This window comes from Weizmannia sp. CD-2023 (genome assembly GCF_036225245.1).
GTDB lineage: Bacteria > Bacillota > Bacilli > Bacillales > Bacillaceae_C > Weizmannia > Weizmannia faecalis.
The window spans coordinates 17749-35971 of sequence record NZ_JARTJQ010000065.1 but is presented as its reverse complement, the minus strand read 5'-3'; the positions used below and the strand labels follow the sequence as shown (position 1 = coordinate 35971).

The 18223-nt window shown below is 47.3% G+C and carries 15 protein-coding genes and 2 pseudogenes; 13 read left to right on the top strand and 4 right to left on the bottom strand.

Features of this window, described 5'->3' with window-relative positions; all coding sequences use genetic code 11:
• Window positions 1–153: 153 nt before the first annotated feature.
• The 6 genes from hemE to P9687_RS09235 all read left to right on the top strand — a co-directional run bounded on the left by hemE (window position 154) and on the right by P9687_RS09235 (window position 8514).
• Window positions 154–1209, top strand: coding sequence for a uroporphyrinogen decarboxylase (gene hemE, locus P9687_RS09260; protein ID WP_017550222.1), 1056 nt, complete (start codon window positions 154–156; stop codon window positions 1207–1209).
• Window positions 1209–2159: a ferrochelatase gene (gene hemH, locus P9687_RS09255; protein ID WP_014095784.1), complete on the top strand. Its 951-nt coding sequence runs from the start codon at window positions 1209–1211 to the stop codon at window positions 2157–2159. The genes hemE and hemH overlap by 1 nt, the downstream gene beginning before the upstream one ends.
• A 67-nt stretch (window positions 2160–2226) precedes the next feature.
• On the top strand, window positions 2227–3657 hold the full coding sequence (hemY, locus tag P9687_RS09250) for a protoporphyrinogen oxidase (RefSeq protein WP_168985938.1): 1431 nt from the start codon (window positions 2227–2229) through the stop codon (window positions 3655–3657).
• 336 nt (window positions 3658–3993) lie between these two features.
• Window positions 3994–4566 (top strand): TetR/AcrR family transcriptional regulator, encoded by a 573-nt coding sequence (locus P9687_RS09245; RefSeq protein ID WP_168985939.1) that lies wholly within the window; start codon window positions 3994–3996, stop codon window positions 4564–4566.
• A 29-nt stretch (window positions 4567–4595) separates the two neighbouring features.
• Window positions 4596–7244 carry a YhgE/Pip domain-containing protein gene (locus P9687_RS09240; protein WP_168985940.1) on the top strand — a complete coding sequence of 883 codons (2649 nt, stop codon included), beginning with the start codon at window positions 4596–4598 and terminating at the stop codon, window positions 7242–7244.
• Between the two features lie 295 nt (window positions 7245–7539).
• Window positions 7540–8514: a glucose PTS transporter subunit IIA gene (locus tag P9687_RS09235; RefSeq protein ID WP_328228550.1), complete on the top strand. Its 975-nt coding sequence runs from the start codon at window positions 7540–7542 to the stop codon at window positions 8512–8514.
• Between the two features lie 36 nt (window positions 8515–8550).
• Here the strand turns inward: P9687_RS09235 and P9687_RS09230 are convergent, their stop codons facing one another.
• Window positions 8551–9309, bottom strand: a complete 759-nt coding sequence (locus P9687_RS09230; RefSeq protein ID WP_168985942.1) for a DeoR/GlpR family DNA-binding transcription regulator — start codon at window positions 9307–9309, stop codon at window positions 8551–8553.
• 442 nt (window positions 9310–9751) lie between these two features.
• Here P9687_RS09230 and P9687_RS09225 point away from each other — a divergent pair.
• Window positions 9752–10565, top strand: a pseudogene (locus tag P9687_RS09225) (MFS transporter).
• A gap of 51 nt (window positions 10566–10616) precedes the next feature.
• On the opposite strand, the gene P9687_RS09220 reads toward P9687_RS09225, so the two are convergent.
• Entirely contained in the window at window positions 10617–11585 is a 969-nt protein-coding gene (locus P9687_RS09220) for a DMT family transporter (protein WP_081111660.1), read from the bottom strand.
• Window positions 11586–11857: 272 nt separating this feature from the next.
• Here P9687_RS09220 and P9687_RS09215 point away from each other — a divergent pair.
• A pseudogene (locus tag P9687_RS09215) lies at window positions 11858–12655 on the top strand (aldehyde dehydrogenase family protein); the annotation flags it as partial.
• A gap of 33 nt (window positions 12656–12688) precedes the next feature.
• Here the strand turns inward: P9687_RS09215 and P9687_RS09210 are convergent.
• Window positions 12689–13252 (bottom strand): SCO family protein, encoded by a 564-nt coding sequence (locus P9687_RS09210; RefSeq protein ID WP_013858742.1) that lies wholly within the window; start codon window positions 13250–13252, stop codon window positions 12689–12691.
• Window positions 13253–13351: 99 nt separating this feature from the next.
• Between P9687_RS09210 and P9687_RS09205 the strand changes: the two genes are divergently transcribed.
• Window positions 13352–13741, top strand: coding sequence for a FixH family protein (locus P9687_RS09205; protein WP_061565400.1), 390 nt, complete (start codon window positions 13352–13354; stop codon window positions 13739–13741).
• A gap of 52 nt (window positions 13742–13793) precedes the next feature.
• Here the strand turns inward: P9687_RS09205 and yhfH are convergent, their stop codons facing one another.
• Window positions 13794–13931 (bottom strand): protein YhfH, encoded by a 138-nt coding sequence (gene yhfH, locus P9687_RS09200; RefSeq protein WP_014095772.1) that lies wholly within the window; start codon window positions 13929–13931, stop codon window positions 13794–13796.
• A 192-nt stretch (window positions 13932–14123) separates the two neighbouring features.
• Between yhfH and P9687_RS09195 the strand changes: the two genes are divergently transcribed.
• The 4 genes from P9687_RS09195 (at window position 14124) to P9687_RS09180 (ending at window position 18173) form a co-directional block, all read left to right on the top strand.
• Complete coding sequence (locus P9687_RS09195; protein ID WP_017550211.1) at window positions 14124–15110, top strand: lipoate--protein ligase; 987 nt, start codon at window positions 14124–14126, stop codon at window positions 15108–15110.
• 121 nt (window positions 15111–15231) lie between these two features.
• Window positions 15232–16779: a fatty acid--CoA ligase family protein gene (locus P9687_RS09190; RefSeq protein WP_014095770.1), complete on the top strand. Its 1548-nt coding sequence runs from the start codon at window positions 15232–15234 to the stop codon at window positions 16777–16779.
• A 381-nt stretch (window positions 16780–17160) separates the two neighbouring features.
• Window positions 17161–17874 (top strand): AzlC family ABC transporter permease, encoded by a 714-nt coding sequence (locus P9687_RS09185; RefSeq protein WP_061565409.1) that lies wholly within the window; start codon window positions 17161–17163, stop codon window positions 17872–17874.
• Window positions 17871–18173: an AzlD domain-containing protein gene (locus P9687_RS09180; RefSeq protein ID WP_061565404.1), complete on the top strand. Its 303-nt coding sequence runs from the start codon at window positions 17871–17873 to the stop codon at window positions 18171–18173. The genes P9687_RS09185 and P9687_RS09180 overlap by 4 nt, the downstream gene beginning before the upstream one ends.
• The last annotated feature ends 50 nt before the right edge of the window (window positions 18174–18223 follow it).

The window sequence follows — 18223 nt, the reverse complement described above, 5'->3', positions numbered from 1 at the left end:
CAAATTTGTGACAGTTGAAAGAGCTGGCTGCACAATGCTTTTTAAAACGATTATAGTAAAAAAAGATATTACCCTTTCAGGATAAAATAGTTTTTATTTGAAAAGAATTATTATAAAATAAATGGTGACTGTGTGGCGTGAGGAGGATAACATTTGAAGAAAAAAATCCTAAACGATTCCCTTTTAAAAGCGGCCAGGGGAGAACAGACAGGCCGCGTCCCCGTCTGGTATATGCGGCAGGCCGGCAGATCCCAGCCTGAATACCGGAAACTGAAAGAAAAATATTCTCTGTTCGACATCACGCATCAGCCGGAACTGTGCGCATATGTGACAAGGCTGCCGGTAGAGCATTACGATGTGGATGCCGCCATTCTTTATAAAGATATCATGACGCCGCTCCCCGCCCTCGGTGTGGAAGTTGAAATCCTCAAAGGAGCAGGCCCTGTCATACATAACTCGATTTCTTCGTTAAAAGATGTGGAAAAATTGGGGGAGTTGCATCCGGAAGAAGATGTTCCCTATGTGCTGGAGACGATCCGGCTGTTAACGGAGGAACAATTGGCGGTTCCGTTGATCGGATTTTCCGGCGCGCCTTTTACTCTGGCCAGTTATATGATTGAAGGCGGGCCTTCAAAAGATTATAGAAAAACAAAAGCGTTTATGTATACAGAACCAAAAGCGTGGTTTGCGCTGATGGAAAAACTGGCGGACATGATCATCGTGTATGTAAAAGCACAAATCAAAGCCGGTGCCAGCGCCATTCAAATATTCGATTCATGGGTGGGCGCTTTAAATGCAGCGGATTACCGCAATTATATAAAACCTGTAATGGAACGGATATTTACCGCATTGCGAACAGAAAATGCCCCGTTCATCCTGTTCGGTGTCGGGGCCGGGCATCTGGCGCTAGAATGGAACAGCCTGCCAATTGATGTGGTTGGCCTCGACTGGCGGCTGCCAATCCAAAAAGCGCGCGCGCTCGGCGTGACAAAAGCAATCCAGGGGAATCTTGACCCCGCCGTGCTCTTGTCCCCGTGGGAAGTTATTCAAGAAAAGGCGGCCGCCATACTGGACGAAGGCATGGCGCAGCCGGGTTACATCTTTAACCTCGGGCACGGCGTCACCCCTGATGTCCGTCCGGAAACATTAAAAAGGCTGACAACGTTTATTCATGAATACAGCGAAAGAAAACAACAGGAGGAAGCATAATGGAAAAGAAAAAAATCGGACTGCTTGTCATGGCGTACGGCACGCCGTATAAAGAAGAAGATATTGAGCGTTACTATACCCATATCCGGCACGGGAGAAGGCCCCAGGATGAGATGCTGGAAGATTTGAAACGCCGGTATAAAGCAATCGGAGGTCTGTCCCCGCTTGCCAAAATAACAGAAAACCAGACATATGCGCTTGAAGCGAGGCTGAATGAACGGACGGACGGAGCGGAATTTAAAGCTTATATCGGCTTAAAACATATTGAACCTTTTATTGAAGATGCCGTCAAACAAATGCATGATGACGGTATTGAAGAAGCGGTATCGATCGTGCTTGCGCCACATTACTCGGCTTTTAGCGTGAAATCGTACAACGAAAGGGCGAAAGAAGCAGCGGCAAAACTGGGTGGGCCCGCCATCCAATCGGTCGAAAGCTGGTATGATGAACCGAAATTTGTCGATTTTTGGGCACAGCAACTTCAGAAAACGTATGCTACAATGAGTGAAGAAGAACGTGCGTCTTCCTGCCTGATTGTATCGGCCCACAGCCTCCCGGAAAAAATTTTGCAGTACGGCGACCCGTATCCGGAACAAATCCGGGAAACAGCTGATCTGATTGCGGAGGCAGCGGGCGTCCAGGCGTATGCAGTCGGCTGGCAAAGTGCAGGCAATACGCCGGATCCGTGGCTCGGCCCCGATGTGCAGGACCTTACAAGAACGCTGTATGAAAAACATCATTATAAGGCTTTCATTTATGCTCCGGTCGGGTTCGTTGCGGAACATCTGGAAGTTTTATATGATAATGATTATGAGTGCAAGGCAGTTTGCGATGCAGTCGGCGCATCGTATTATCGCCCGGAAATGCCGAATGACAACCCGGCTTTTATTGATGCGCTGGCTGAGGCCGTTTTGAAAAAAACAAAATTCGGTTTACTGCCGCAAGAATAGGCAGCCGCCGGAGATTTTTAACGTATTTCCATAAAACATGACATTATTGCCAAAGAAGGTGCTGACCATGGCCGGAAACAGAAAAAAAGTAGCTGTACTTGGCGGCGGAATCACCGGCTTGACAGCTGCTTATTATTTGCGGCGCCTTGTTGAGGACCAACAGCTGCCGCTTGATGTGATATTGTTGGAAAAAGGGCGCCGGCTTGGCGGCAAAATCCAGACGGTCAGGCGTGCCGGATTTGTCATTGAACGCGGGCCGGATTCTTTTCTGGCAAGAAAGCAAAGCGCTTTGCATCTGGCAGAAGATCTCGGGCTTTCGCCTTCCCTCGTATCCAATGCGACAGGCAAATCTTATATTTTATTAAACCAACAGCTCTATCCGGTGCCAAGAGGGTCTGTGATGGGCATTCCGACAAGATTAGCGCCTTTTTTTGCTTCTCCTTTGTTTTCCGTTACCGGCAAAATCCGGGCGCTCTGCGATTTGATCCTGCCCCGGAAAAATACCGGTGAAGACCAGTCAGTCGGGGATTTTGTCCGCTACCGGCTCGGTGAAGAAGTGCTGGAAAACCTTGTTGAACCATTATTGTTCGGGGTATATGCCGGGGATGTCGACGAGCTGAGCGTGCTGGCAACGCAGCCTCAATTTTTCGAGGCTGTCCAAAAGCACCGCAGCCTGATCCTCGGCATGAAAAAAGTAGCAGCGGAATTTGCGCAAGACTCCAGGCCTACCCGGAAAAAGGGGGCTTTTTTAACCTTTCAAAACGGCCTTGAAACGCTCGTTGAAGCACTTGAGGAAAAAATCGGCGCTGAGGCAGTCATGAAGGGTGTGACGGTGGACGCGATTGAAAAAAGCGCGGGCGGCGGGGATTACAGGATCACATTGACAAATGGAACCCACATGAAAGCGGATTATATTATTTCAGCCCTCCCCCATTTTTCGCTCCCCCATATTTTTTCAAAGTATGCTTTTTTTGCGCCGCTCGAAAAGGTGCCATCCACGTCCGTCGCAACCGTATCGATGGCGTTTCCGGAGAGCGCGGTAAAAAAAGACATTGACGGGACAGGCTTTGTGGTGACGAGAAACAGTGATTATACAATTACAGCCTGCACGTGGACGCATAAAAAATGGCCGCACACCGCACCGGAAGGAAAAGCGTTGCTGCGTTGTTATATCGGCCGGTCGGCGGAAGCCGCGGTCGTCGATCTCGCAGATGACAGGATCCAGAAAATCGTGCTGGAAGATTTGAATAAAATCATGGAAATTACAGCAGAACCGGAGTTTACGGTTGTTTCCCGCTGGAAATATGCAATGCCGCAATATACGGTAGGCCATAAAGAAAGAATGGATAAGATTTTAGCGGCAGCCAAACATGAATTGCCGGGCATTTCTTTTGCCGGCAGCTCGTTTAACGGGGTCGGCGTGCCGGACTGCATCTCCCAGGGAAGGGCGGCGGTTGGCGAGATGCTCCGGTACTTCCGGCTTCGGGCTGAATTTTAATAGGTGATGAAGAAAGCGGCATGGTGCATTCGGCTGGCACCTGCCGTTTTTATTGTCACGGAAACGGAAATGAGGGATGTGTAAAATCTTTTCCGGCGCGTTGCCATGCAAGTATGGCGCAGCGGCGGGAGATCATTCCCAACGAAGGAATGCTTTTACTTGAAGAAACGAATGAAAAATGCGCCAATGAAAAGCACTGCAGAGACTTGGCCGGAAGCATCATGGTTCCCGGATAACAAATACTTGATGTTCAGGAGGAAACGTGGTATATTACTTTTTGTACGAAAATGACCAAAAAACCAAATCAGTCACTCGTTCTAACGGGAGGTGGAAAGCTTGGAAACGGACCGCAGGCTGCAAATATTAAACGCTGCTACAAAATCTTTTGCCCAGTATGGTTATAAAGCGACAACAATGGATTTGATCGCCAAAATGGTCAACGTCGGAAAGGGGACCATTTACAATTTTTTTCGCAATAAAGAAGAATTATTCCATGAAATCATTGCCCGCCTGATTGATGAAATGGAGCAGGTGGCGGAAGCGTCAATGGATCCGGAAGCTTCTTTTTATGCCAATCTGCATTCCGCCCTGTTCAGCATTCTTGAATTCCGCAAAACCCATCAGCTGACGCTTAAATTATTCGAAGAGCAGAAAGAAATGGGAACGCCGGCCGTCAATGACATGGTCGAGAAAATTGAAGAGAAGATCATTGACTACCTGAAAGGAATGCTGGAACGGGCGATACAGGCGGGGAAAATCAAACCGTGCAATCCGGAGTTGACCGCTTTTATCATGTTTAAACTGTATGCCGCCATTATTTTTGACTGGGAAAAACACCATGATTCTCTGTCAAAGGAAGAAATTGCGGAGGCGTTTGAACTGTATTTGTTAAAAGGGCTGCAGAACTGATTTTTCGGCTGGAAAAGGAGGTATTTTAGATGGACAATTTATGGTTCGCGGAAATACGGAGTATTTTACGTTCGCCGAAAAAGCTGATTGAAACGGCAGCCATTATTCTTGTGCCAATTTTATATGCCGGCATGTTTATCTGGTCTTTTTGGGATCCGTACGGGCATCTCGAAAAATTGCCGGTTGCCGTTGTAAATGAAGACAAAGGGGCACAAATGGAGGGGGAACATCTCGCCCTCGGGGATAAGCTCGTCAAAAATTTAAAAGAAAAGGACAGCTTTGATTTTCACTTTGTCGATCAGCAAACGGCGGAGAAAAAACTGAAAGATAACCAATATTATATGATTATAGAGATCCCTGAAGATTTCTCTAAAAACGCAACCACTTTACTGGATAAAAACCCACAAAAATTGCAGCTGAACTATATTCAAAACCAGGCAATGAACTATACTTCTTCCAAAATTGAAGAATCTGCAATGACAAAAATAAAATCGAGCGTTGCGGAACAGGTGACAAAAACGTATGCGGAAGAAGTATTCGGCAAAGTGAAAGAAATGGCAAACGGCTACCGGTCTGCCGGAAACGGGGCAAAAAGCCTTGCCAAAGGAAGCGGCAAACTAAAAGACGGCGCTGTTGTCTTAAGAAAAGGAACGGAAAATTTGTTGACCGGCGCTACCGCCCTGAACGACGGCATCGGCCGGGTCCATAACGGGGCGGCTGATTTAAACAAGGGCGCTTTGAAACTGTATAACGGTTCACGCACGCTCGGCGAAGGGATCGCCCAGGCTGACAGCGGCGCCGTTTCCTTGAAAAACCATTTGGCCCAATTGGCGGCAAGCTCGGTTACTTTTTCAAACGGGCTGTCGGAGGCAAAATCGGGTGCGGATAAGGTAGCAAACGGTTCAAAAACGCTGGCCTCGGGTATGAACCAGCTTGCCTCGGCAAGCGGCCAGTTGCTTGATGCGTCGAAACAGCTTCAAACGGGAGCCGGCAAGGTGGCAGACGGGAGCGCCAAATTAAGTAACGGCTTAAATGGGGTAAACAGCCAGCTTCCGGCGTTAACGAGCGGCGTGAAAGAGCTGCAACAACAGCTGCCTGAAAAGCTTGCAGCGGGCATTGCAACCCAGATGGAGAAAAACATGAAGGAAAACATGGAGACCAGGCTTACCAGCCTTCAGCCGCAAATCGATGCGATGAGCGGTAGCATGTTTAAACAGCAAAAGGACCAGGCAGAACACCTGCTCAGCCAGTTAGAACAAGTGCTGCCAGCTAAAACGTATCAGACGGTTTCCGACAAAGTCTTGAGTAATTATACAAATGAAAAGAAACAGGAATTCCAAAAAGCATTCCAAGACGAGGTCAAAAAGCAGCTTTCGGCCTCGTTAACCAGCGGGTCTGCATCTTCGCAAGCCGCTTTGCAAAGCCAGATTCAACAGGCGATTGCTCCATACTTTTCTGATCTGAACAAAGGGCTTGGAAAAGTAGGCAGCGGGATTGGCGAACTCGCCAAAGGCGCCAATAGTTTGAATGAAGGCGCACAGCAACTTGCAAGCGGCCAAAATGCATTCGTCAAAAATGCAACCATTTTTAATGATAAACTGCAACAAGCTGCATCCGGCGCAAACAGCCTCGAATCCGGGGCAACGGCGGTTGCATCCGGGCTCGGGCAGCTTTCCGGCGGTTCAGGCCAGCTCGTAAACGGAACGAAACAACTGGCAGAAGGTTCAAGCGCGCTTGCAGAAGGGACCGGAAAACTGGCAGAAGGTTCAAATGAATTGACGAACGGTACACAATCACTTGCGAACGGCTCAAGCGTGCTCGTAAAAGGCACGTCCCAATTATTAAATGGCGCAGGCCAGTTGCAAAGCGGAAGCAAGCAGTTGAACAACGGTGCGGGCAGCCTTGTTTCCGGCACGGGCCAATTAAATGCCGGCGCAGATAAACTGAGCAATAAACTTGGCAAAGCGGCTGACCAGGCCGGGGCCATCAATCCGACCGACGCCACTTATAATATGATGAGCAGCCCGGTCCGGCTGAACCATGATGCTGTGACAAAAGTGCCGAACTATGGTACCGGACTTGCTCCGTATTTCTTATCGCTCGGGCTTTTTGTCGGCGGATTATTGCTGACAATTATCTACAATGTAAAAGACCCGGCAATCATGCCGAAAAACGGGGTAACCTGGTTTCTTGGAAAATTCGGCGTCATGGCACTGATCGGCATCTTACAATCGCTTTTGGCAGATTTCATTCTGCTTGATCTGCTGAAATTGCATGTGCAAAGTGTGCCGCTGTTTATCATTGCAACCATTGTGACGAGCCTGACTTATATGGCGATCATCCAATTTTTGGTTGCGGCATTCGCGAACCCGGGCAGGTACATTGCGGTCATCATTTTGATTTTGCAACTGACGACAAGCGCAGGCACCTTCCCGCTCGAATTGATTCCAAAGCCGCTTCAGGCTGTCCATGACCTGATGCCGATGACATATTCGCTGCAAATGTTTAAAGCGGTGATTTCAAGCGGTGATTTCAGTTTCATGTGGCAAAATGCCGATAAGCTTTCGGCCTTTTTTGCGGCGTTTATCTTTCTTTCCCTTCTCTACTTTGTTGTGAAATTTAGACGCCTTCATAAGATGGTAGAAAAGGAGGGGGCAGCCTCTCCGATGGAAGCATAAGAGATTTGCTGTGAAAGCGGCAGGACGAAGCCATTTTGGCCGGTCCTGCTGTTTTTTTTATGGCTGTATTTGTAAACAGAGCTGCATGCCGGTCTTTGCATCTCAAGCGGCTTGCCGGAAATTGCTGTAAAAGGCAGGTTTCCACCGTTTTTCCATGTGAAGCGATCACAAAGGCAAACCTTTTTCCTAAAACAATGATAAAACTTTCACAAACTTGTCATGAACGGATATAAAAGCGCTTTCTGCAGGGGCTTATAATAAGATTAAGGATGGTGTAAAGGAAAGGGTGAGAGAGGTGGGCTACGAACGATTGGCCAGGAAACTGGTGCAGCTTTCGGGAGGCGAGGAAAATATTCAAGCGGTTTTCCACTGTTCAACAAGGCTTCACTTTAAATTAAAAGACCCCGGGCAGGTAAAAAAAGCGGCGGCAGAGGAGCTTGACGGGGTGGTCTCAGCCGCTGTTTCCGGCGGGTATTTTCATATTGTGACAGGGATAAATGCCGGGGAAGTGCACAATGACATGTTAAAATATATGCGTATTGGCCGGATGGAAAGCGGGGATCGGGAAGAAACATCCGGCTTTGAAAACCCGGCCATGCAGCCGGGCAGATCAACCAGACGCCTGGATGCGGCCGAAACATCCGGCCTTGAGGATCAATTGTTTCATCAGATGATGGACACGGCGGCATCCATTTTTAATGCCCGGGGCGGCGGCGAGCCGGTTATGGTTGTTTTATTCGGGTACAAAAACAAAGAACCGGCCATTGCCGGGGGCATCCCGCATAAGACAACGGAAGAACCGGTGCGGTATCAGAAAAGGGAAATGATCGCCAGCCCGTTTACAGGGGAGACGATTCCGCTTGAACAAGTCAATGATCCTGCATTTTCTTCCGGCATGCTCGGCAAAGGGGTCGGCATTAAGCCTTCTGTCGGCAAGCTTTTTGCGCCGGTCAGCGGGACGGTAACGGCGGTGTTCCCAAGCGGGCATGCGATCGGCATCACGTCCACAACCGGCATTCAAATTTTGATTCATATCGGCATTGATACGGTCCGGCTCGAAGGAAAATATTATCATGTCCATGTGAAAAAAGGCCAGCCGGTTGAAAAAGGCGAAGTGTTAATCGAATTTGATATCCCTGAAATTGAAGCAGCCGGATACGATTTAACTTCTCCGGTTGTGATCACGAACTCGGATAATTATTTTGAGGTGCTGGAAACCGACCGGAAAAAAGTCGATGCCAGTGACCAGCTGATGACAATTGTCGGTTAAAACACAAACAGGGCGCCGCATGCGGCGCCCTGTTTGTCAGTAAACGATATCCACCTGATGATCTTTGAAAAAACGGAGCCATTCGTCACTCGGTTTTTCATCTGTGACCACAAAGTCAACAGCCGAAAAATCTGCAAAATGGACAAAAGCAATTTTGTCGAATTTACTTTTATCAGCAAGCAGAATGGCTTTATTTGCCTGTTTGAGCATTTCCTTTTTAATATGGCTTTCCGCTTCATTCGAGTCGGTGATCCCCCGCACCATAGAAATGCCTTTGCAACTGAACAGCGCCACATCGACATTGTATTGGCGCACAGAATGCTCAGCAACAGAACCGACCAGTGAATTGGAACGTTTCCGCAGCACCCCGCCTGTTGACAGGAGGCGGATGTTTGACTGGGCCAGTTCGCTTAATGCGATGGCGGAATTGGTTAAGACGACAAGACCCTCTTTCGTTCTGTTCAGCTCTTTTAACGCTTCCAATACGGTCGAGCTCGCATCTGCCACAACCGTATTCCCATCTGAAATGAGCGGCTGCAGCTTGCCGGCAATCTTTTGCTTTGCTTCCATATTGACGGTGAATCTTGTCTGGTAGGGGAGATCTTCATTGGTGTGGAGATTGAGCACAGCGCCCCCGTATGTCCGCGTCACAATCCCTTCTTTTTCAAGCTTCTCCAGATCCCGCCTGATCGTTTCTTCCGTTACTTGAAACTCCTTTGCCAAATTGGCAACATACACTTTTTTCTCCCGGTACAGCGTATTTAAAATTTTATCTCTCCGTTCAAAAGCCAGCATGTCCCTAACCCCGTTCCTGTCCTGTATCCATTTCTTTGACAAGCCCATTTTAGCAAAAACCGACCATATAAAAAAGAAAACAATAGAATCCAACAAAAATACAATAAAATAAATAAAAAAGTAATTTTTTGTGTTGATTTATGTATGTTTCTTCGCTAGTATAGGAAATGTGAAGAAGGCTTTTCACACGCCAGTAAAAGAAAGCGGTTTCTAACCGGATTTGAAGTTCAACCAAGAAGACCTTTTTGTCCAGCTGGTTAAAAAATAAAATGTTTAAGTGTGGAAGGGAGGAGGCGGAAAAAACAATACAAGTTTCTTATGATTGTTTGTCCGCAAGGCTGCAGGCGCGTTTCATGCTGTAAAAAATTTTAAATACCAGAAATTCATATTGTAAACGATATCAAATCCTTCATAAAACTGATAACAGAAAGGCGGAGAAGAAATGGCGAGAATAGGAAGCAAAAGCACGACCGGCTGGAAAGCGACGATATCCGTTGCCATGGCCAATTACATTGAAGCGGGTTCCATTATCGCTGCAGCCAGCAGTTTGACGCTCTGGAGGCTTATCTGCATTTAAACAGCATTTCCGTGGGATTGTTAAGCGCCCTCAGCGCCAACGCATTTGGTGCGGCAATCGGGGCGCTGTTCGGCGGGTATTTGACCGATAAGTACGGAAGAAAATTTATCTATACGTATGATTTGTTGGTGTATATGCTTGGTGTGTTTTTAATTGCGGTTTCTGTCAACTTTCCGATGCTGTTAATCGGCACCGTTATCACCGGGGTGACCGTTACAGCCGGCGCTTCCTGTTTGGTTTAGGAGCGGTGATGGGCATTGCCGCATGGCTTATTTTGACTTTTACAGGGATGAATTGGTTCTCCCTTTTTGCCTTTGTTATTCTCTGGGGAAGCGCTGCCGGATTTGGTGCCCAGGCGTTTTACGGCTTGTGGGCGAGCGAACTGTTTCCGACCCGGTACCGCGCGGGCGCACAAGGGTTCATTTATTTTCTCGTCCGGTTCGGGATTGCCATCTGGTCTTTTCTGCTTCCAACCATTATGGACACGCTCAGTTTTAAAGTAGCGGGAATTGTAATGATCGTATTCCTTGTCATCCACTGTATCATCGGAATCGCTCTCGCACCGTCTACACAAGGAAAAACGCTGGAAGAAATTGAAAAAGAACGGTTCGGGACCGTCCGGGGCGGGGAAAAACCAGCCGTTTCACCGGCAACCCCGGCGGAACAGCTGAACCAGTAAAACAAAAAAGGCACAAGTGCGGATCACACTTGTGCCTTTTTAATGAAAAGATTATCTGTTTTTTGCCCGGCTGACCCTGAGTTCGGGCTGTTTGCTTCCGGCCGGCAACAACGTCATCAGCGAACCTGCGACGATCAGGATAATCCCGACCGTAACAGCCGGCGTAATCGCTTCTCTGAGAAAAATGAGCGCCAAAATCGGCGCCAGTGCAGGCTTAATAAAGAAAACCATCGAAGCCATTGATGCACTCGTTACATCCATCGCAAGGAAGTAAAACGCAAACCCGAGCCCGGTGACAAAAATGCCGATATAAATCAGGCTTGGCAGCGTATGCCATGCAATTCCGCGGAACACGGGCACATTTGCAAATACGCTGAGGCCTATGGAACGCAGCCAGCCCGCAACAAATCCAATTTTCGAAATCAATACAAGCGCAAGAATTTCAATGCTGCCGGTAAAAAAGCTCAAACAGGTTAAAATGACACCATCACATTTAAACTGCTGGCTGCCTTTTCTGCCGACAACACTGTAAAGCGCAAACGTAACCGCCGAAAGAAGCGCAACAATGATGCCAAATGGACTTTGGATTTCAAACGGGTTGACGATAAACAAAATGCCGACCAAGCTGATGCCCAATGCAACCAGCGTCCGCTTCGAAAGACGCTCTTTTAAAAGAAAATGGGCGAGCGGAATAACAAACAGCGGGTTGCAACTGAACAAAATCGCAACGGTGGAAGCTTTCGTATAAACAATGGCCAATTGGTAAAATGTCATGCTGATCACAACACATAAAAAGCCGGTTACAACAAAAAACAAAAAATGGTCCTTTGTCATGTGAAAATGATATTTTTTCATATGCTGAAACGCCAATGGCGACAAAATAACCGCGCCAATAAAAAAGCGAAGCAGGTTTAATTGAATCGGATGAAACGTACCGGCAACCATTTTTATGGCAATTTCCATCGTGCTGAAAAATACAGCAGACAAAACAATGTACAAAATTCCTTTTTTCATGCTCATTACCTCGATCTCATTAAAATGTTTAAATGGTTATCCGGTCATCTGATGATCAACAAAAAACGGCAGCGCAAATTCCCCTATTCCAGTTTTATTCAATCTCTTATTATAATGCTCTTCCGTTCATAAGGAAAAGGACAACTATGTGAACAATAGAACAAATTGGTGTCTGCCGCCTGAAGAATTCGTTTCCTTCTCCTTTCATCTTATTTTTCCTTCGATTTTCGCTTGTTTCCTGATGGATTTGTTTTGCAGAGGAACGAGAAAGCCCATGCGCCCGCAACCCGAAAGTCAGCATGGTCAGCCTTACCGGCAGTTACAGTGCAGGAGCGGCCGTGATGCGGGCAGCCGCGGACAATATTACAAAAGTTTCGCTTGAATTAGGCGGGAAAGCCCCAACGATTGTGATGGACGATGCCGATATCGATCTCGCCGTCAAATCGGTTGTTGAATCGCGTGTGATCAATACCGGGCAGGTTTGCAACTGCACAGAACGCGTATATGTGCATGAACGCGTGGCGGACGAGTTCATCGGGAAAATCGTAAAAGCAATGCAGGCCGTCAAATACGGTGACCCGCTTGCCGAAGAAGGGCTGGATATGGGTCCGCTTGTCAGCAAAAGCGCACTGGAAAGCGTTGATCAGATGGTGAAAAGGGCGGTTGAAGGCGGCGCCAAAATATTAACCGGCGGCAAACCGGCCGAAAGGGACAAAGGCTACTATTATGAGCCGACCGTGCTTGTCAATGTCGATAACACAATGGAAATCATGCGCGAGGAAATTTTCGGGCCGGTTCTCCCGATTGCGACGTTTAAAACACTTGATGAGGCGATTGAACTGGCAAATGACTGCCAATACGGCCTGACTTCCGCCATTTTCACTTCCAATGTGGATACGATGATGCGCGCCAGCAATGAATTGAAATTTGGCGAAACGTATGTAAACCGCGAAAGCTTTGAAGCAATCCAGGGATTCCACGCCGGGTGGAGAAAATCGGGCGTCGGCGGCGCAGACGGCAAACACGGGCTTGAGGAATACTTGCAAACGCATGTTGTATATGTACAGTATAAATAATCAAAAGCGCCGGCCACCAGCCGGCGTTTTTGATTATCGCAGTCTTTCGATTTCTTTCATGATTTTGTCAGCATCAAAGTCCGCGCTCCCGTCAAAGTCTTTTATAAGCTCGCCGTTTTTATTGACGACATAAAAACTGGTGCCGTGCACAACCTGGTCATTTCCGTCCGATTTAGCGACCGGGTTTTTAAAATTTTTCATCGCAAACTTTTCGATTTTTTTCTGCGAATAGCCGGTAAGGAAATGCCACATGGAAAAATCGCTGTTAAATTGGTTGGCAAATTGTTTCAGCTTTTGTGGCGTATCCACTTCGGGGTCGATGCTGAAAGATACAAGCTCCACATCTTTGTAACCTGCTTTTTTGATTTTCTCCTGCAATTCGCTCATATGCATCGTCATCGGGGGGCACACCGTTTTACAGCTCGTAAAAATAAAGTCGGCCACCCACACTTTCCCCTTTAAATCGCTCAGGCTAAAAAATTTCCCGTTCTGATCCGTAAATTGAAAGTGTTCAACCGGATCCCCCTTTGGCGCACAGGAGGAAAGCGCCGGAAGCAAAAATACGAACAACACGAGAAGTGCAATCTTTCTCTTCAAATCAGCCCCCCCTTTACGGATGTAAGCGTTATTTTGTATGATCATTATAACATGTATTTTCAGTATAAACGGTAAAAACAGAAAAAAGAGGGTGAAGTGGTGAAAAAGTGGATTCTGGCGGGCTTGTTCCTGATGGCCGCCTCGCTCTTTGCCGGATGCGGAAAACAAGAGACGGCGGCTGTAAAACCGGCGAAAATGGTAAAAGTGCAGCTCATCGTTCCCAAAACGGCTGACGCCGGCACAAACATCCCGTTAAAGGCGGTGGTCACACAGGGGAAAGAAAAAGTAGACGATGCAGACGAAGTGAAGTTTGAAATCTGGAAGGAAAATTCGGATAAAAACAGCTCGATGCTGGAAGCGAAGCATGACCAGCACGGCATTTATACCGCAAAAACGGTCATTAAAGAACCCGGCACATATACGGTCCAGGTGCATGTGACAGCGCGGAAAATGCATGTCATGCCTAAAACCGATTTATCCGTAAATTAAAAAAACCGGGCAGCGTGAAGGCGTTTTTTCATGCCTTGCGCTGCCCTTTTTGCTATTCATGGCTTTTCACGTGCAGGCAGTTCGGGCATGTATTGCCGTAGCATTCCGACTGCTCATCGATTTTTTCGCCACATTCTGTGCAATATTTGTCAGGCAGATTTTTGAAAAAATCCAAGATATTTTGTACCATCATCACCACTCCTTGTTATATAACTGTTTAATGTATTTTTAATTGTATTATAACAGTTTTCGAATGTCAATGGCAGAATGGTGAATTTTTGAGGAAAATAGAGAAAAGATCAAAGATTGCCCACGGGCATCCCTTGTTCTATAATGAAAATGAAAGGGATTGCTTTACATTTTGCATAAAGGAGGCGGCATTATGCTGTTTATTGATAATCAGGGCATTACCGACCCGCGCATCAACCTTGCCATCGAAGAGTATGCCCTGAAAAATCTCGATATCAATGAAACTTATTTACTTTTTTACATAAACCAGCCGTCGATTATTATCGGCCGCAACCAAAACACAATCGAAGAAATCAATACGGATTACGTGGATAAAAACGGCGTGATCGTCGTCCGCAGGCTCTCCGGCGGCGGCGCGGTGTACCATGATCTCGGCAACATCAATTTCAGTTTCATCACAAAAGATGACGGCGAGTCCTTCAGCAATTTCCGCAAATTTACCGATCCGGTTGTGCAGGCATTGCGCAAACTCGGTGTAAACGCAGAATTGAGCGGGCGCAATGACATTCAGGTTGGCGACCGGAAAATTTCGGGGAACGCGCAGTTTTCCACAAACGGGCGCATGTTCAGCCACGGCACGTTGATGCTCAATTCAGAACTTGATAAAGTTGCACAGGCTTTAAAGGTCAGAAAAGAAAAGATCGAATCAAAAGGGATCAAGTCAGTGAGGAGCCGCGTCGCCAACATCTCCGAATTTCTCGACCATCCAATCTCCATGTCGGCATTCAGGCAATTGCTTTTGGAAAGCATTTTCGGTGGCAAGGAAATACCGGAGTATAAGCTGACCGAAAAGGATTGGGAAAAAATCCGCCAAATTTCGAAAGAGCGGTACCAGACATGGGAATGGAACTATGGCAAATCGCCGAAATTCAATCTCCGGCATTCCCGGCGTTTTCCGGTGGGAACGGTCGATGTACGGCTTGAAGTGAACAAAGGGATCATCGAAAACTGCAAAATTTACGGCGATTTCTTCGGCATCGGGGAAGTAAAGGATATAGAAGAAAAGCTGGCCGGCTGCCGTTATGAGCGCGCCGGTATTGAAAAAGCGTTGGAAGGCATAGATATCCGGCATTATTTTGGCAACATAACGAAAGAAGATTTTATCAGCCTCATCTATTAAGAACGCGCAAATTCCCGGGTTCCAATGGCAATCCGGGAATTTGTATTGAAATATTTTAATTGTTTTTATATAATAAATGGGTAGAATGAATGATTGTTCACTCAGAAAGGGGAGGGAGAAATTGAATTTACCGTCCAGTTTAAAAAAGACGGCGGAAATGAACGCGGACAAAACAGCTTATATTTTTATGGATCAGCCTGTTACGTACAAGGAACTTGACACGGCCGTTTCAAAGTTTGCGGACGGGCTGAAAAAACTCGGGCTCAAAAAAGGGGATCATATGGCCCTTCTGCTTGGCAATTCACCGCAATTCATAATTGCCTTGTACGGGGCGATGCGGGCCGGCGTGACCACGATACCGGTCAACCCGATTTACACGCCGGAGGAAATTCGCTACATATTGGATAACGGCGATGTGAAAGCAGTCGTGGCGCTTGATTTATTTGTACCATATGTGGATAAGATCGATGCCCTGCTGCCGAAAGTGGAGCATTACATCATTTGTGAAACCGATCCGGCAAAAGCGGGAAAATATACGCACCCAAAATTGAAATCGTTTTCACAAATACTGGCGGAAAGTTCGCCGTCCGTCGAAGAAGTGCCGCTTTCTGAAGGGGATACGGCGGTTATTTTGTATACGTCCGGAACGACCGGAAAGCCAAAGGGGGCGATGCTTACGCATAAAAATTTATATTCAAATGCGAGCGATATCGGCTCCTATTTGAAAATGAGCGCGGATGACCGGGTCATTACGGCTTTGCCGATGTTTCACGTTTTCTGCCTGTCGGTTGCTGTGAATGCGCCGCTCATCAGCGGGGCAACGCTGCTCATATTGCCGAAGTTCAGCCCGAAAGAAGTGTTCCGGGTGGCAAGCCGCTACAAAGCAACGATATTTGCCGGCGTGCCGACGATGTACAATTATTTGTTCCAATATGAAGGCGGGGATCCGAAAGACTTCGCCACGCTCAGGCTGTGCATATCCGGCGGCGCTTCGATGCCGGTTGCGCTTCTGAAAAACTTTGAAAAAAAATTCAATGTGCTCATTTCGGAAGGATACGGATTGTCAGAAGCCTCCCCGGTTACCTGCTTCAATCCGCTTGACCGCCCGCGCAAACCGGGATCGATCGGCACCAATATTGTCCATGTTGAAAATAAAGTCGTGGATGAGCTAGGAAATGAGGTGCCTGTCGGCGAAGTGGGCGAACTCGTTGTACGTGGTCCGAACGTGATGAAAGGGTACTATAAAATGCCGGAAGAAACGGCGGCTGCGATCCGGAACGGCTGGCTGCATACCGGGGACATGGCGAGAATGGATGAAGACGGTTACTTTTATATTGTAGACCGCAAGAAAGATATGGTCATTGTCGGTGGTTTTAATGTGTATCCGCGCGAAGTAGAAGAAGTGCTTTACGACCATCCGGATGTCGTGGAGGCAGCTGCAGTGGGCATCCCTGACCCCAATCAAGGGGAAGTCGTGAAAGTATATGTCGTATCGAAAAACAAAAATCTGACGGAACAGGCATTGCTCGATTATTGCAAAGAACGGCTTGCCAAATACAAAGTCCCGAAAGAAATTGAATTTCTGGATGAGCTTCCGAAAAACACAACCGGAAAAATTTTGCGCAGGTCTTTAAAAGAACAATTGCAAAAACAATCGGCCCGGCCATAAAAAATTGGGCTACGGAAAAGCCAAAGGCGCACGGTTTTCTGGAAAAATTGCAATATGGAAGTAGGGACTGCTGAAAACGATTAAAAAATCGGCGGTAAATGGCAAAAAACGCATGCAAAGCCAATCAGAATAAATCCGCCGCGGAACGGAAAACCGCTCGAAAAAGCCCGAAAGAAACGGCGGGACACCACCATTCATCGTGTCCCGCCGTTTTTTTATTGCATCTTTCTTGATAAACAACACTTTTTCAGTGCCCTTCTGAACGAAAAGCCAGATTTTTGGCATCTTGTTAGAAAAACAGACAAGGCGTATAATAGGAAAATATAAGAATATTGGATCATCATTTCAAAGCTGGGGGGATAAAAGTTGGAAGCAGCATCCATGGCGGAGGAAAAAACAGGCAGTTTCAAACCCGGGCTGCAGGCAGGCGCAAGCATTGCGATCGGATACTTTCCCATTGCGCTCACATTCGGCCTGTTGTCTAAAACAACCGGCCTGACATTGATAGAGACTGTGCTGATGAGCCTGATTGTATACGCCGGCGCCAGCCAGTATATGGGTTTAAGTTTGATCGCTGCCGGCACAAGCCCGTTTGTCATTATCCTGACCACCTTTGTCGTCAACATCCGCCATTTTCTTATGACTGCCGCCTTGAACCAAAAAGTGGAAGAACCAAGCAAATGGAAACGCGGATTGTTTGCGTTCGGCATTACGGATGAAACTTTCTCGGTGCTCGCCATGCGGAACGGAAAAATACCGCTCGGCTACGGATTTGGCGTCACTTTTATCGCTTACGCCAGCTGGGTCGTGAGCTCCGGGATCGGGTATGTGATCGGAGCCAACCTGCCGCAATTTTTGCAGGCAAGCATGACGGTTGCCTTATATGCGATGTTTATTGGCCTCCTTGTCCCGTCTTTGAAAAAAAGTGTGAAAGTCCTTTTCCTTGCCGCCCTTTCAGCAGCGTTCAACAGCATTTTTATCGGGTACGGCGTCATGGAGGAAGGCTGGTCCATCATCGTCTCCACTTTGTTGTCGGCTGTTTTGGTTGAAATAGCAGAAACATACAAACGGAAAAAGCGGGTGGAAGAAAAATGAGCACCATTATCCTCGTCATTATCGGCATGGGCATCGTGACGTTTTTGCCGCGGATGCTGCCGCTCGTCCTTTTGCAAAACAAAACGCTGCCGCCATTTTTGGAAGGCATTTTAAAAAATGTTCCGTACGCCATTTTAGGCGCCTTGATTTTTCCAAAAGTGTTTTTGATCCAAAAAGATCCGCTGTTCGGGGTAATCGGCGCGGGAACGGCCATCCTCCTCGCGTTCATCGGCGCGAATGTCATCATTGTCGTGCTCGGGGCGATTGCGGTGTTGAGCTTTTATTCTTTTCTGTTTTAAGGCAAAGCCGTATTGGCTGTTCTAAATGCCTTTTTCCTTGGCTACATATA